This is a genomic window from Vibrio sp. Evd11, from assembly GCF_900382755.1.
GTDB lineage: Bacteria > Pseudomonadota > Gammaproteobacteria > Enterobacterales > Vibrionaceae > Vibrio > Vibrio lentus.
Map to the genome: position 1 here is coordinate 1 of NZ_OSDX01000094.1, position 13,890 is coordinate 13,890.

Genomic DNA, 13,890 nt, shown 5'->3' on the forward strand with positions numbered 1-13,890 from the left:
CCTCATTAGTGATTGTACTCACTTAACTCAGTGTCCAAAACTGCTGGTGCGGATCAGTCACCAAGGTAACGTGACTCTGTACAACACAGAAACTGAGATTCAGCGTGATGAAAGTGTTATGGCACCACGCTGGCCATCAAATCGCTTGTCTAACAACACTGCGAAGAACCAAAACTTTGGCCTGAACGCAAAGTTCCAATCGGACTATCGCCTAATGTCGTTTGATAACATCGCGACCTATGGCTTTGACTACATGGATAAGTCATCAAGCAGCTATTACGGTAGCAGTAATTTTATGGACGAGTCAGCAATTTCTACCGCACTTTTTGTTGAAGACCAGTTCTACTTTACCCAAGCCTTTTCTATCACGGCAGGTGTTCGCTTTGATGATTACCAGCGTAAAGCCGAAACCGGTAATGACGACTTTGACGATGTAACTTGGTCGTTGGCAACCCAATGGGATGTGACCCAAGATTGGACGCTGTTTGCGAGCACACGCTCGTTGTTCAAAGGCCCAGAGCTGATGGAGACCTTTATTGCTTATCAAGATGCCGCGTTTTTATCGGACGATATTAAAGCCGAAACAGGGCAGAACACGCAAGGTGGTGTGCGTTTCGATAAGCGTATAGATGATCACTTTGTTGGCGCCAACCTAACCGTATTCCAAACCAATATTGATGATTACATTACTGAAGAGTATCAGCGAGCGAATCAGAGTTATTTGATTTACAACTTAGGCGACGTTGAGATAAAAGGCTTCGAGGCAAGCTTGTCTTACGGTTACGAGATGTTTAATAGCGAACTGTCTTATGCGCGTTCAGATACTAAAAACAAAGACACAGGCGGCGCTGTTGCGGGGGGCAATGGACGCAGTATTGATATGGGTGACAGTATCACGCTCACGCTCGATTACCAGTCTGAGGCGCTAGAAACGATCTTCGGTTGGAACTCAATGTTGGTGAAAGACGAAGACAATGTATTCGATGGTCAGCCAATTAAAGAAGGTTACGATGTTCATAACCTGTATGCGCAGTGGGTGCCATCAAATGTGGATGGATTGTCTGTCACCTTTGGTATCGACAACGTGTTTGATGAGCAATACACCTCACACGCATCTCGTTCAGGAACAGCTAGAGGTTTTACCTTGGATGACTATGAACCAGGTCGTAACTACAAGCTTTCCGCTGCATACCAGTTCTAGAGAAGGCTCTAATTCTTAGATTTGGTTATAGCAATAAACTCACGGTCGTAGGGATCCGGAAGGTTATTGCCCAAAACTGAAGCTATTTCTTAAGTCGGTCGTTTAAAGCATTCATTTAGGTCATTCTTTTTTAGTGATTACTTTAAGTTAATAGGGAAAAGAAAAGCGCCTCTCGATCTCTTGAGCAAGGAATCGAGAGGCGCTTTCACCTTATTTGTTATTGTTGGAATCACTCAATAGGCAAAGACAATACACCGCCATTGATGTCGACTTGTTTTAGCCATTCGGTTGGGATTCCACCATCTTCTTCGCAGAAACACGCCGCTAATACCGCGCCAATCACAATTGCACGCCCGCAACTGTCACCGCCACATAAGATGTTGTCGCGAATGCCTTGTTTATAATTCTGAGCACCCGCAATGATGCGAATCAGCAGTGGGAACGCGGCACTCAGTTCACAATGCAATCCGAACTTCTTCGCAGCATCTGTTATTGAAAGCTTAGGTTCAGCCAATGCTTCATCGATTTGATCGTGTATAAATCTGCTGCAAGTTTGTCGCACCATTTCTACCGACTGTAATGGTGAGTTGCCTTGAATTGCTGCTTGAATCAACAGGGTGATGGCTTGCGCCCATTCCACGGCTTTGTCGTTGTTGTTGGTGACTCGTACCGCGCTCTCGACCATCGCTGGTAAGGTATGAGAGGTATAAGTACACGCCACCAATGGAATGATCTTTGAGACTGCGGGAAGTTGTGTATCGTCTGCGCCACAAGCTGTAATTGGGGCATCGGCTAGCTCTAATTGATGTATGTTCAGCAAGCTCATACGAGTGGCTTTATCAATGTAGCCTCGCCAACTGCCACCAAAATCAAACCAGAAGCGAAAGTGTTTGATGTAACTCGCTTCATCGTATTCTTTATTGTCGACTAAGCTATCGACCATCGCCAATAACTGAGCTCCGTATTGCGATTGGTCGCCAGCGGTTTTTCCTTGGTGCGCAAAGTAGCCTTTGTCTTGATAATCGAACTGATTTGGTGAACGAAATTCTGGCTCAAAACCCGCTACGTGTAAAATCCTCTCTTGGTCGTAAAGCCAATGCAGCCCCATGGAAGCGGCGTCGCCAACCAAGGCGCCAACAACAGCGTAAAAAGCTCTTTCTTTATGATTGTCCATGTTGAGTGATGTCCTTGAGAAGAATCAACGTAGTTCGATACTTTAAGTATAGTGATTAGGCGAGTATTTTGCTGTGTTTCTAAGAAGAAATATGAAGGAATAAATCCCGATTGGTCAATAACTTAAACCAATCAGGTAAAATTGATAAGGGCAATGAATGGTCGGGCGAGTCGATACTTTTGATTAATGGTGTTACTGATGGTTAAGGTAGGCGCTAGAACGCTGCTCAATCACTTTGAATAGACGCGAAAGTGCAAAGCACAAAGCAAAATATACGAAGCCAACAATCAGCCAGATCTCGAAGATCAAACCTGAAGAGTTTGCCATCTCAGTACCAACAAACGTCATCTCTTGGATCGAAATCAAAGACACAATCGACGTGTCTTTAACCAAGGAGATTGCTTGGCCAGCTAATGGCGGGGTGATGGCAGTTAACACTTGTGGGCCCACCACAAATCGATACTTAGACAATGCAGACAAGCCAAGCGAATCGGCGGCTTCCCATTGGCCTTTAGGAATACCTTCTAAACCCGCTCGAATCACTTCCGCAATATAAGCAGAAGAGAGCAAACCAATACAAATAACACCAGACGCTAAGTTTTCCCAAAGGTTAGCTGGGCCGAACAGGAAACCTTGAACAGCGTTAATCTCGCCATTATGTTCACGTAAGATACTTTCTAAACCAAGTAATGGAATCAGTTGGTTAGAAACGAAGAAATAGAAAATGAATACAAACACCAGTGGCGGAATATTTCGAACCAACTGGATAAAAATCAGTGCGGGCGTTCTGACGAAAGCGATTTTAGAGTGCCTTGCGACACCGAGTAATGTGCCAAAAGAGAGTGCTAACACCATGCTCCAAACACTTAAGCGCAGTGTTGCGATCAAGCCTTGGAAAAAGTAGGGAATACTGCCTTGAGAAGGTGGAATGAAAATTAGGGTAAACGCATCTTCCCAGCGCCACTGGTAGTTAATACCAACCGCGGAACGATAATAAAGCCAGCCTGCAAACACACAAATGACAGCGAGTAACACACCATCTAAAAGAGTAAGGCGTTGATACCAAGGCTTCATAGGAACGTTGGGCTTAGGTGTTGTTAATGCGCTAGTACTACTCACGTCATTCCTGTTTAAACATTAATTATTATTGGGTTGTTGCTTGGATCTAAAACGAATCAAATAAAGCTACTTAAAAAGGCTACTTAAATCGTCGATGAGAAGGCAGTGCAAACAGTGCACTGCCTTGATTCAGATTCGACAGATTAGCTCATATTAAAAGGTGAGCTCAACTACAGATTACTGACCTTGAGCAATCTGGTCTTGCCAATCTAAAGTAGAGAACCAGTACTCGTAACGCTCTTTCAACCAACCGTCTTCAGTACGTGCTTTGATCCATTCGTTGAAGAATTCTGCCTTGTCAGTTTCACCTAGTCGAACAGCAAATGCTTCGTTACCTTTGGATAGACGCTCTTCAAATGGAATAAATAGCGTGTCTGCGTTTTTGATCGCTTCATGTTCTGGTTTCGGGCTAGACGCGATAACTGCGTGCGCGTTGCCGTTTAACACTTCTTGGAATGCTTGAGCATCGTCATCGAACTGTAGAACCTTCGCTTTAGGGAAGGTTTCACGAGCCACTTGAACGGTGAACGCACCACGACGAGCAGCAATTTTCACGCGACGAGAATCAAAATCAGAGATCTGAGTAAAACCTTCCGCTAGCTCTTTGTTAGCAGCCAGTTGAACACCAGAGTGCGAGTATGGTTCAGTGAACAGCACGCTTTTAGCTCGCGCTTCAGTAATAGACATACCGCCGATGATCACATCAAACTTCTTCGATAATAGAGAAGGGATAATGCCGTCCCATGCCGTAGGTACAAATTCGACTTTCCAACCTGAATCTTCGGCAAGGCGTTTCGCCACGTCGATTTCAAAGCCAACGAGATCGCCTTGTTTGTTACGCATCGCCCAAGGAACAAATGTCGACATACCAACGCGCAGTGAGCCACGTTCGTTGATTTTATCGAGGTTAGGCGTTTCAGAAGCAAGTGCAGGCAAACTTACGGCAAGCGCAAGTAGGGCTGTAATCGCGGTTTTAAATAGCTTCATGCTGATAAATCCTTATTGTGCTCGCCAGTTAGCTCCGAGCTTATGCTCAAGCCAAGCAGCAACGGCAGAAAGTGAAAGTGTAAGAGCAAGATAAATGATCGCCACAGAGAACCAAATCTCGAATGGCATCGCGGTTTCAGAAACAATGTTTCTGGCTTCGGTTGTCAGGTCGAAAATAGCCATGACACTCACAATCGAAGAGTTTTTAATTAGAGAGATCACTTCATTGGTCAAAGGTGGCAAGGTGCGTTGCACCACCTGAGGAAGAATCACATCCCAGTAAGTATAGGTCTTTGATAAGCCCAAGGATTGAGCCGCTTCAAATTGTCCTCTCGCAATACCATTTAAACCGGCACGAAATATCTCGGCGGTGTAAGCACCTTGGAAAAGTGCCAAGGCTAAAACGGCAGTGCTAAAGCGATCCAGCCCTAATACGGGGCCAAATACGAAATAGAGCAAATAAATCTGTACCAATAACGGCGTATTACGAATCAGTTCAACATAGCTGGTGGCTAAGGTGCGCCCAACTACAGAGTTTGAGTTTCTCAATAGCGCTGTCGTCAAACCGATGATCAACGTAGCGACCAACGAAATCAAAGAGATATTGATGGTAACCAGTAGCCCTTCAACCAACTCTGCTGGCCACCATTCGCCATCTTCATAGAAAGCAATATAGTCCGGCACGCGATCCCATTGCCAGGTGTATCCCATGGTTTGTGCGCCAGAATCGAGGATCCAGACAACCGCAGCCACGAGCACAATAATTTGTACCAAAGCGGATAGGGCGGGTTTAATAATTCGAATCAACATCAATAAGTCAGGATCTGATTTAGGAACGCTTGAGTACGTTCATGTTGCGGGTTTTCAAAAAGCGCTTGAGGCGTATTGGATTCCACAATTTGTCCTTCATCCATGAAGATAACACGGTCGGCTACTTGTTTCGCAAAGCCCATTTCGTGGGTTACACACACCATGGTGATACCTTCGCTCGCCAGTTCAACCATCACGTCGAGCACTTCGTTGATCATCTCCGGATCAAGCGCTGAAGTTGGTTCATCAAAAAGCAGCAATTCAGGCTTCATGCACAGTGAACGTGCGATAGCCACTCGTTGTTGTTGGCCACCAGAAAGTTGTACAGGGTATTTGTTGGCTTGTTCTGCAATGTGTACGCGTTCGAGATAGTGCATTGCAATCTTCTCGGCTTCTTGTTTGCTTTTTTTAAGCGTACGAATCGGCGACAGAGTTAGGTTCTCAAGCACAGTAAGATGGGGGAATAAATGAAAGTGCTGAAACACCATTCCGACTTGACCTGGTGTGCTGAACTTGCTCGGAAGTACTTGCTCTAGCACAGAAAGATCGCCACTTTCGAAAGGTTCTAGCTGATTGATACAGCGGATTAAAGTTGATTTCCCCGAACCTGATGGCCCGCAAATCACCACTATTTCTCCCTGTTCAATATTTAAATCGATATCCTTTAGGGCATGAAAATCACCATACCACTTGTTAAGTGACTTAAACTTAACCATTTCCTTGAGATTGTTCAAATCGTTGTTCATACCTAGTAAAGAGACAGGTTTACCTTACCAATATAGAAATCTGAATGCACATAAAATTAAGGACTTATGAGAATTTAATAGCATCTTGTAGGGCAAATTAAAAAGCAGCGCCTGATTTGGACGCTGCTTGAGGATATACGCAAGGGCAAAGAATTTGGTTCAGTTTCACGGAATAAATTTTAGATTATGGTGATTTTCTTTAGAACCTTGTTTTCCTTGCTCTAATTTTGACCGCTATTGAATCGCAGACTCTAGAATCTCGCGTGTTTTCTGAGGCGTGATTGCTTTGTTCTCGCCAAGCTCTAGGTAACCGTGTGATTCAAGTTGCGCGACAATACTATCAATCGCAGTTGCTTTGTTTGTTTCGTAACCGTCGAACATCGTTGGAACGTCTAGGCTGTGGTAGAACTCTTCGATTGCAACAATAGTGCGCTCTGCTAAATCCGCACCCGCTTCTAGGCCAAATACGTTACGACCCATCTGCTCTAGCTTGCCACGCTTCGCTTCGATTTGATTACGAAGTAGTGAAGGTTGAACAATCGCAAGAGAACGTGCGTGGTCTACGTGCCATAGTGCTGTGAACTCGTGGCCAATCATGTGTGTTGCCCAGTCTTGAGGAACGCCAGTACCAATCAGGCCGTTAAGCGCTTGGTTTGCCGTCCACATTAGGTTTGCACGCCATACGTCGTTGTCACGCTCGTCGTATTGCTTACCCAGGACAAGTAGGTTCTTCAGCAGTGTTTCAGCGTAACCGTCTTGAACCATCGCGTCTGTTGGCATTGTGATGTATTGCTCACACACGTGAACCCATGCATCAACTAGACCGTTGATCAATTGGCGCTCTGGAAGAGACTTCATTACGTCTGGATCCATAACCGCGAACTTAGGTTGTACTGCAGGGTTCATGAACGCCAGTTTCTCTTGAGTCTCTTTACGAGTGATTACCGCACCCATGTTAGATTCAGAACCTGTCGCAGGAAGTGTCAGTACTGCACCAATAGGAGTTGCTTCAGTTACTTGGTGTTTGCCCGCTAGGATATCCCAACCGTCACCGTCGTATTTAGCCGCTGCAGCAACGTATTTAGAACCGTCGATTACCGAACCACCGCCAACAGCGATAATGAATTCTACGTTTTCTTCTTTAACAAGAGCGACTGCTTTATCTAGCGTCTCTTTCGTTGGGTTAGCTTCAACACCTGCGAACTCAATCCAAGCGTGATCCTTTAGAGAAGCGACAACTTGGTCGTAAACACCGTTGCTTTTGATTGAACCGCCACCGTAGATGACTAGTACTTTCTTCGAAGTATCAACCGCTTGGCTGATAGCGTTGATTTGACCTTGGCCGAAATGGATTACAGTAGGGTTAACGTAAGTAAATTGCATCAGAGATTCCTTGTGTAAAGCTAAATTTGTTATTTTGGTTTATTGCTCAATTTCTATATTTGCATATTAGTACAGTCATTCGGGGTAATGAAGGGCTGTTTCTCCAAATAAATTGCCTATTTCTACAAAGTTGATATTCTTCCTCTGCTTTAGCTTACATACTCTTAGCACTTGGAATGGAAAGTCGCCACTTATGAAAGAACTCGCGCAGTTATTACAGTCTTACGTTGAACACAAAGGTTGGGATGATCTTGAAGGGATCAGAGAAACAGAAATTGACGGCGTGTGGTTATATAGAAGCAGCGGCGGCAATCAGCGTCAGCCTTTTACTTACCAATCTGGCATCATAATGCTGGGGCAAGGTAAAAAGAATATCTATATTGGCGAACGCCCAGTCACTTACGCAGCTGGTGATTACCTTGTAGTAGGTGTGCCAATGCCGTTGGAGTGTGAGGCTTTGCCTGTTAATGGCGAACCATTGCTTGGTTTATCTATCAACATTGACTCTCAACGTTTGCACAGCTTGGTAAAAAAGTTAGAAGACCAAGGCTTTCTTGAGAGCTACTGCAATAAGCACAAACAGAATTCTAGCGGCTTAGAGTCCACGCCGATGGAAGAGCAAATGCTAGAAAGTTTTACTCGACTGGTGAAAATGCTGCATTGCGACATCGAAGCCAACATATTGGGTGATGCCATGGTCAGCGAAATTGTCTACCGTGCCCTAACCGGTTCAGAAGGGCGAGTGCTGTTTGATTTGGCCCATCATGACGGCCATTACGCACGTGTCGCTAAAGCACTATCTAAAGTGCATGAAGAGTATGACCAAACCATTACTGTTCAATCGCTTGCCGACGAAGCCAACATGAGTGTGTCTGCCTTCCACAATGCGTTTCGTAATGTCACCTTTGAATCACCGCTTCAATATTTGAAGAAGGTAAGGCTTAACAAAGCCAAAGAACTGATTCAGCTAGAAGGCCTTCGTATTAGTGATGCTGCTCGCCGAGTCGGCTACTCGAGCCCATCCCAATTCAGCCGCGAATTTAAGCGCCACTTCAATACTACTCCAAGAGCTGTTTAGCCTTTACTCAATATTTATATTCCGAAACGTGCGGCGTTAATGTTGTGCGATATCACGTATATCTTTTGGTTGATCGAGAAGTGTTTATTTTATAAATATCTGTTTAGTCGTTGCTTTTCTCTCGTGAGGAAAGCTTAATTTACAGACATTTTCTAGGAGTTCTCTTGCTCGATTTATTGAAGAAAGTAGCATTAATTAATCTAACAGCAGCATTGGTTGTTTTAGCGCTATCTCAGTTTTTTCCTTTCTTTGCCACGACAAGACTTGTCGACTTTCTGTTTTTTGTGGTCATTGTCATTTGGGTTCTAGCGAAGTTAATGTGGGAAGGTGGTGTTCATAGTAAGACGACACGCCTTGATGACCCTATAACAGATAAAGTCTACAAAATGGTCGAAGGCCATGATTTTGATAAAGACCAACAAGAACATTACCGAATGAACTACCACACAGGGTTAGTGTTGTTCATCGCTGGTTTACCCGCTTTTATTGCTTGCTTTGTCCTGCAATTTTTATGAGTTAGAAGTTCGTAATGGAGTCGTTCGTTCATTTTTGAAGCCATCCTCATCCCTAAAGGTACTATTCCTTGGTATTACAACCGTCTTTCTGCTGCAACCATCTCAAACTTGTTTAAATATATGAGTAAATGTATCTAATTATAGGTATTGTCAGTTTATTGGTATTGGATTGTCGAATATATTATTAATCGGATTTATGTGTAATGAGCCCGCTAAAATAATTAATTAAATAGCCTAAGAGTTTATGCACGGGTATAGGAGAGAAACTCACTAACTTAGCTATTAACGAAGTTTTAGTGTGAACAACCTATCAAATATTATCTAAATTTTAGGAATTAATCATCGTATTCTCAGAGAGAGTATTCAGGATTATTGAATAGACTTAAAATTAAAGAGAATTTAGCAGTTGATAAAGCCTAGTGAGACGGATAATTAGTCGTTTGATGACTAATTATTCTGTAACTTGCTGATTTGTAGTCAACTGAGAGTCTGATGGATATCACGTTTACCCTAAAATAATTCACTTAACATGGCGCTACTTTAATCATTCTTTCCAATACGATTGTTCAATATAAATACGTATTCCTATATTATTAAAAGGATAATTCCGATGAGTAGCGATATCATTAAAATTTCAAGAAATACTGAAAATGCACCAATTAATTCTGTATCTACACAAACGGTCGCTTTTTCTCATTATAATAACTTTTCAGCTCAATTACCTGTTGACCCTAAAACAGGTGAAGTCGTAATCGGTAATATTAAAGACCAAGCAGCACAATGCTTAAATAATATTAAAGCCATTGTTGAAAGTATCGACCATGTTATGGATGATGTGGTGAAGATCAATGTTTTCGTTAAGAATATTTCTGATATTGAAGCTATCGATGAAGTTTACAAAAGCTTCTTTAACAACAGCCTGCCTACACGTACCGTTGTCGGTGTGGCTGCACTGCCAAACAGCGATGCGCTAGTGCAAATGGATGCTCTGATTTCTAACGGCGAAGGCACTAAACCACAAGCACCTTGCGCACTAGTTAAGGTATCAAGAAATACAGATAATGCACCTCAGAGTGTTGTATCGACGCAGACAGCGGCTTTTTCTCACTACAACAATCTTTCGGCTCAATTGCCTATCGATGTAAATACAGGAGAGTTGGTTTCAGGTGGTATCACAGAGCAAACGACACAATGTTTAGCAAACATTAAGACGATTCTAGAGAGTATCGGTCATGTCATGAATGATGTGGTTAAAACCACTATCTACCTTAAAAATGTTGAAGATGCAGAAAAGGTAAATGAAGTTTGCGCTAAGTTCTTCCCAAGTTATGTACCAGCGCGAACGGTTGTTAATGCCGCTGAACTACCAATGGGCGCTTTAATTCAAATTGATACATCCGTTTCACATGGCGACGGTACACCGCCGCAATTACCTGAAGACACTCGTTTGTTGGTTATTGAAGCTAATAATACTGTCGATGCACCTTTTATGGCTTATTCGCACACCGTTGCTTTCTCTCACTACAATCATATTTCTGGTCAACTACCTTTAGACCCGAAAACTAATGAAGTGGTTGCTGGTGGTGTAAAAGAGCAAGCGGAACAATGTTTACAAAATATTAAAGCGATAATCGAAAGTGTTGACCACAGCATGGACGATACTGTGAAAATTAATATTCAGCTTAAAGATGTTTCAGATATTGAGGTGGTGAACGAGATTTACACCACATTCTTTAACGCTGACTTACCAGCAAGAACGGTGGTTGGGGTTTCAGAGATCCCTATGAATGCTCTAATTCAAATTGATGCCGTCGTTTCTAACTGCGAAGGCACGCCACCACAAGACTAAACGTCATTTAACCTTTCTCGATAACAGCGATCAGATCTCGGTTTAAACTCCTAAATATGGAGTGGCACATCAACCGTAGATCTGATCAGTTAATGTCATCCTAGACGTTAATCAATCATCAAGCCTCGCTACACAACTCCTTCAAAGCGATATAATTAAGCTTATTCTCGACATATGGTGCTTATTAAGTCGAAGTGTTTTAATATGAAAAACAGACGCTTAACGTAAGAAAGAAAACCAGTTTATGCAATTTCGAATTATTTTACTGCTGTGCCTTGCCCTAATAGGGTGTTCGTCCAATCAAGAATTGATACCCGACCCAAAAAACATCACGCTATTTTATGGCGATACATCGATCTCGGCAGGTGTTTTAGAGGATAAAACATTTAGTTCAGTGCTCGCGGATAGGGTTGAAAGCGTGACGTTTTCGGGTTCAATACGAAAGCAAGACTCTGGCTACTTCGTCGATATGTTAGTGATTCGAGAAAAGAAAGAGCCACGCTCAACTCGACAATTAAATACTTCGCTTCTTATGAAGCCCGGAGAGTTGGTGGATGTTGGCGGTGTGAATAACGATGTCTTCAGAGTCATTATTGAGTAGCAAGACAAACATGCCGATTAATTTGAATTTTCACTTTACCTCAACCTAACTTCAAGTCTTAAGCTTCTTTTACTCATTGAAAAGGAGCTTATTATGCAAAATAACTATGTAAAAGAACTTGCTGTCAAAACTTACCAAGAAGACCTTCAGAAAGAGTACGTAAAATCTAAAGCTCGCCCATTTCATGCCCCAAGTTTTATCGGAGGCATACTGTTGTCAGTCGTGTTGGTTGGCTTGTTTTAACTTATGCAGAATCTTTGATCCACTGCCAACTCTCAATACATCTATTTGATGCACTTTAATGCATAAGGCACAATCGCTTAGGTTGAATTATGACGCCAATGTCGAGAGGAAGTATGGCAAGTCCTAGAGTTTTAAAGGCGCAGATTACTGATATTACGTGTGGCGAAAATGTCACTATCATCGAACCAAGCAACGTTTATGGCTGTGAGCTTAAAGATGATGTGTTCGTTGGCCCTTTTGTTGAGATTCAAAAGAACTCGGTTATCGGTGACAGAAGTAAGATTCAGTCTCATACCTTTATTTGTGAGTATGTAATTATCGGAAGTGACTGCTTCGTAGGCCACGGCGTGATGTTCGCGAATGACTTGTTTAAAGATGGCAAGCCAGATCCAAACCCAGACAGTTGGGGGCGAACTGTTATCGCTGATAACGTTACTATTGGTTCGAATGCGACAGTGTTGTCTGTCAGCATTTGCGAAGGGGTGGTAATCGGCGCGGGCAGTGTGGTGACCAAAGACATCACTGAGAAAGGTATCTATGCAGGCAACCCTGCTAAGAAGTTAAGAGATCTACCTTAAATTCAGAATAGAAACCGCATTATATGAATCATAAGGTGCGGCTTTTTAGTTAAGCGTTAGAGTATTAATCATGGATATATTTTTGCATTTACTTCATTCAAACGATGTCAGTGCTTTATTGGAGTTTGAAGTCGAAAATAGAGAGTGGTTTGAGCAATTTGTCCCAGCTCGGGAAGACAGTTTCTATTCTTATGCGGGCGTTGCTGAGCAAGTCACGAGTTTTCTTACAGAGTATGGCAATGGCGAGATGATTCCTATGTTGATCAAAGACGCTAATGGCACTATTTGTGGGAGATTCAACGTTCGTGATATCGACCAGAACACTGAAAGTGGAGAACTAGGTTATCGAGTAGGTCACGCATTTGGTTCTAAAGGTATTGCGTCCAACTCGGTGAGGAAGTTACTTATCTACTTGGCCGAGCACTCTTCCCTTAAATATGTTGATGCCTATGCGCTAGTGGGTAATGTAGGGTCAAATAAAATCCTATCCAATACAGGATTTGATTTAGTTGAGCGCGTTGAAAGTTACGCCGTGTTCAAAGGGCAAAATCAAAACGCCAATTATTATCGTAAAGCGTTATCTATGTAACTGAATACTCTCAATACTAATCTCTTTTACAGTAAGGAAATATAATGTTTATTGTTTCTCTCGAATACCAAGTGCTTTTGAAGGAAGTCGATCGTTTCATTCCAGAACATGTTGAGTTTTTAAACAAGCAGTATGAACTCGGGCACTTTCAGTTGTCGGGTCGTAAGAACCCTCGAACCGGTGGCGTTATCTTATCTACACTTAGTAATCGAGAGCAACTAGATGCGATTCTTACTCAAGATCCATTTCATCGTGAAGGTATAGCTAAATACGAAGTCATCGAGATGCTACCAACGAAAGCTTCAAAAGAGTTTAAGTTTTTGGTTACATAATCGTCTGATATCGGTAACTCCCTTTACGATCACTGAGATAATGAGTGTGGTAAATATACGCTCACATGAATTGCAGAGTGAACAATACAGAGATCAGTTTATGAACATCGTGACAGTCTATAGTGGTAATCAACAGGTATACGCGAATCTATATCAGGGTTATGCCGCCGAGTTTTCAAAGATCATCGGAGATAAACCAGACGAGTATGGCTTGTTTGAGATTTATCCGACGCTTGGTGATACCGTGACAGGTTACTTACTCTACATTGATGGAGTTCCTGCTGCGTTGACAGCAATTGAAAGCAAAGCGCCAAATGAGTTTGAGATATGCGATTTCTATGTCGTCCCTTATTTTCGAAAAAACAAAGTAGGGAAACGGTTTATCTGTGAGCTGTTTGAACATCTAAAAGGCAGTTGGGAGATCAAGCAAGTACTGGGTGCAGAGCATGCAGTTAAGTTCTGGAGAGAGGTCGTTAATGACTACACATCAGGTAACTACGTGGAAGATCAATATCAGGACGAAAAATGGGGCTTGGTAACGAGACAATGCTTCAATCACGCTGCTAGTGCCGAGTAAAAGCTTATACATTAGAAGCTGGCAGCGTCCTTCTAGCCAGCTTCGAGTCTTTTTATTAGTCTCCTAAAAGGTTAAAACCACCGACTTTAGTCGGTCAGCTTTAGCTAT

16 protein-coding genes are annotated in these 13,890 nt (G+C 42.8%); 10 read left to right on the top strand and 6 right to left on the bottom strand.

Translation table 11 applies throughout. From position 1 onward, the window contains the following. A partial coding sequence (locus ED652_RS22520) for a TonB-dependent receptor (protein WP_122056236.1) occupies positions 1–1,201 on the top strand: 1,201 nt, incomplete at its 5' end. Between the two features lie 229 nt (positions 1,202–1,430). On the opposite strand, the gene ED652_RS22525 is transcribed toward ED652_RS22520, so the two are convergent. The 6 genes from ED652_RS22525 to ED652_RS22550 form a co-directional block, all read right to left on the bottom strand. Continuing rightward, entirely contained in the window at positions 1,431–2,375 is a 945-nt protein-coding gene (locus ED652_RS22525) for an ADP-ribosylglycohydrolase family protein (RefSeq protein WP_122056237.1), read from the bottom strand. A 192-nt stretch (positions 2,376–2,567) separates the two neighbouring features. Further along, positions 2,568–3,494, bottom strand: coding sequence for an amino acid ABC transporter permease (locus ED652_RS22530; protein ID WP_122056238.1), 927 nt, complete (start codon positions 3,492–3,494; stop codon positions 2,568–2,570). A gap of 177 nt (positions 3,495–3,671) precedes the next feature. Then, positions 3,672–4,481, bottom strand: a complete 810-nt coding sequence (locus ED652_RS22535; protein ID WP_017093706.1) for a transporter substrate-binding domain-containing protein — start codon at positions 4,479–4,481, stop codon at positions 3,672–3,674. A gap of 12 nt (positions 4,482–4,493) precedes the next feature. Continuing rightward, the gene (locus ED652_RS22540) at positions 4,494–5,291 is read right to left on the bottom strand and encodes an amino acid ABC transporter permease (RefSeq protein WP_122056239.1); all 798 of its coding nucleotides are present in this window, start codon (positions 5,289–5,291) and stop codon (positions 4,494–4,496) included. Then, positions 5,291–6,037, bottom strand: coding sequence for an amino acid ABC transporter ATP-binding protein (locus ED652_RS22545; protein ID WP_114635199.1), 747 nt, complete (start codon positions 6,035–6,037; stop codon positions 5,291–5,293). The genes ED652_RS22540 and ED652_RS22545 overlap by 1 nt, the downstream gene beginning before the upstream one ends. 234 nt (positions 6,038–6,271) lie before the next feature. Next, positions 6,272–7,420, bottom strand: a complete 1,149-nt coding sequence (locus tag ED652_RS22550) for an iron-containing alcohol dehydrogenase (protein ID WP_122056240.1) — start codon at positions 7,418–7,420, stop codon at positions 6,272–6,274. A gap of 193 nt (positions 7,421–7,613) precedes the next feature. Here ED652_RS22550 and ED652_RS22555 point away from each other — a divergent pair, with 193 nt between their 5' ends. From ED652_RS22555 to ED652_RS22590, 9 genes are all read left to right on the top strand, one after another. Next, a complete protein-coding gene (locus ED652_RS22555) occupies positions 7,614–8,498 on the top strand; it encodes an AraC family transcriptional regulator (RefSeq protein ID WP_017108095.1) in 885 nt (294 codons plus the stop codon). Between the two features lie 164 nt (positions 8,499–8,662). Further along, positions 8,663–9,013 carry a hypothetical protein gene (locus ED652_RS22560; protein ID WP_102328365.1) on the top strand — a complete coding sequence of 117 codons (351 nt, stop codon included), beginning with the start codon at positions 8,663–8,665 and terminating at the stop codon, positions 9,011–9,013. A 610-nt stretch (positions 9,014–9,623) separates the two neighbouring features. Next, positions 9,624–10,862 (top strand): RidA family protein, encoded by a 1,239-nt coding sequence (locus ED652_RS22565; RefSeq protein ID WP_122056241.1) that lies wholly within the window; start codon positions 9,624–9,626, stop codon positions 10,860–10,862. 244 nt (positions 10,863–11,106) lie between these two features. Next, the gene (locus ED652_RS22570) at positions 11,107–11,463 is read left to right on the top strand and encodes a hypothetical protein (protein ID WP_076666588.1); all 357 of its coding nucleotides are present in this window, start codon (positions 11,107–11,109) and stop codon (positions 11,461–11,463) included. A 93-nt stretch (positions 11,464–11,556) separates the two neighbouring features. Then, positions 11,557–11,706 carry a hypothetical protein gene (locus ED652_RS23855; protein WP_162929982.1) on the top strand — a complete coding sequence of 50 codons (150 nt, stop codon included), beginning with the start codon at positions 11,557–11,559 and terminating at the stop codon, positions 11,704–11,706. A gap of 113 nt (positions 11,707–11,819) precedes the next feature. Continuing rightward, on the top strand, positions 11,820–12,284 hold the full coding sequence (locus tag ED652_RS22575; protein WP_102291305.1) for an acyltransferase: 465 nt from the start codon (positions 11,820–11,822) through the stop codon (positions 12,282–12,284). A gap of 70 nt (positions 12,285–12,354) precedes the next feature. Further along, a complete protein-coding gene (locus ED652_RS22580; protein ID WP_122056242.1) occupies positions 12,355–12,873 on the top strand; it encodes a GNAT family N-acetyltransferase in 519 nt (172 codons plus the stop codon). A 44-nt stretch (positions 12,874–12,917) separates the two neighbouring features. Further along, the gene (locus ED652_RS22585; RefSeq protein WP_122056243.1) at positions 12,918–13,205 is read left to right on the top strand and encodes a YciI family protein; all 288 of its coding nucleotides are present in this window, start codon (positions 12,918–12,920) and stop codon (positions 13,203–13,205) included. A 100-nt stretch (positions 13,206–13,305) separates the two neighbouring features. Then, positions 13,306–13,782 carry a GNAT family N-acetyltransferase gene (locus ED652_RS22590; protein ID WP_017109493.1) on the top strand — a complete coding sequence of 159 codons (477 nt, stop codon included), beginning with the start codon at positions 13,306–13,308 and terminating at the stop codon, positions 13,780–13,782. Positions 13,783–13,890: the final 108 nt, after the last annotated feature.

What these genes read in the sequence shown, in the direction of transcription:
- ED652_RS22525 (WP_122056237.1), bottom strand. Translation starts at nt 2,375, where the DNA reads ATGGACAATCATAAAGAAAGAGCTTTTTACGCTGTTGTTGGCGCCTTG.
- ED652_RS22535 (WP_017093706.1), bottom strand. Translation starts at nt 4,481, where the DNA reads ATGAAGCTATTTAAAACCGCGATTACAGCCCTACTTGCGCTTGCCGTA.
- ED652_RS22540 (WP_122056239.1), bottom strand. Translation starts at nt 5,291, where the DNA reads ATGTTGATTCGAATTATTAAACCCGCCCTATCCGCTTTGGTACAAATT.
- ED652_RS22545 (WP_114635199.1), bottom strand. Translation starts at nt 6,037, where the DNA reads ATGAACAACGATTTGAACAATCTCAAGGAAATGGTTAAGTTTAAGTCA.
- ED652_RS22550 (WP_122056240.1), bottom strand. Translation starts at nt 7,420, where the DNA reads ATGCAATTTACTTACGTTAACCCTACTGTAATCCATTTCGGCCAAGGT.
- ED652_RS22555 (WP_017108095.1), top strand. Translation starts at nt 7,614, where the DNA reads ATGAAAGAACTCGCGCAGTTATTACAGTCTTACGTTGAACACAAAGGT.
- ED652_RS22565 (WP_122056241.1), top strand. Translation starts at nt 9,624, where the DNA reads ATGAGTAGCGATATCATTAAAATTTCAAGAAATACTGAAAATGCACCA.
- ED652_RS22570 (WP_076666588.1), top strand. Translation starts at nt 11,107, where the DNA reads ATGCAATTTCGAATTATTTTACTGCTGTGCCTTGCCCTAATAGGGTGT.
- ED652_RS23855 (WP_162929982.1), top strand. Translation starts at nt 11,557, where the DNA reads ATGCAAAATAACTATGTAAAAGAACTTGCTGTCAAAACTTACCAAGAA.
- ED652_RS22575 (WP_102291305.1), top strand. Translation starts at nt 11,820, where the DNA reads ATGGCAAGTCCTAGAGTTTTAAAGGCGCAGATTACTGATATTACGTGT.
- ED652_RS22580 (WP_122056242.1), top strand. Translation starts at nt 12,355, where the DNA reads ATGGATATATTTTTGCATTTACTTCATTCAAACGATGTCAGTGCTTTA.
- ED652_RS22585 (WP_122056243.1), top strand. Translation starts at nt 12,918, where the DNA reads ATGTTTATTGTTTCTCTCGAATACCAAGTGCTTTTGAAGGAAGTCGAT.
- ED652_RS22590 (WP_017109493.1), top strand. Translation starts at nt 13,306, where the DNA reads ATGAACATCGTGACAGTCTATAGTGGTAATCAACAGGTATACGCGAAT.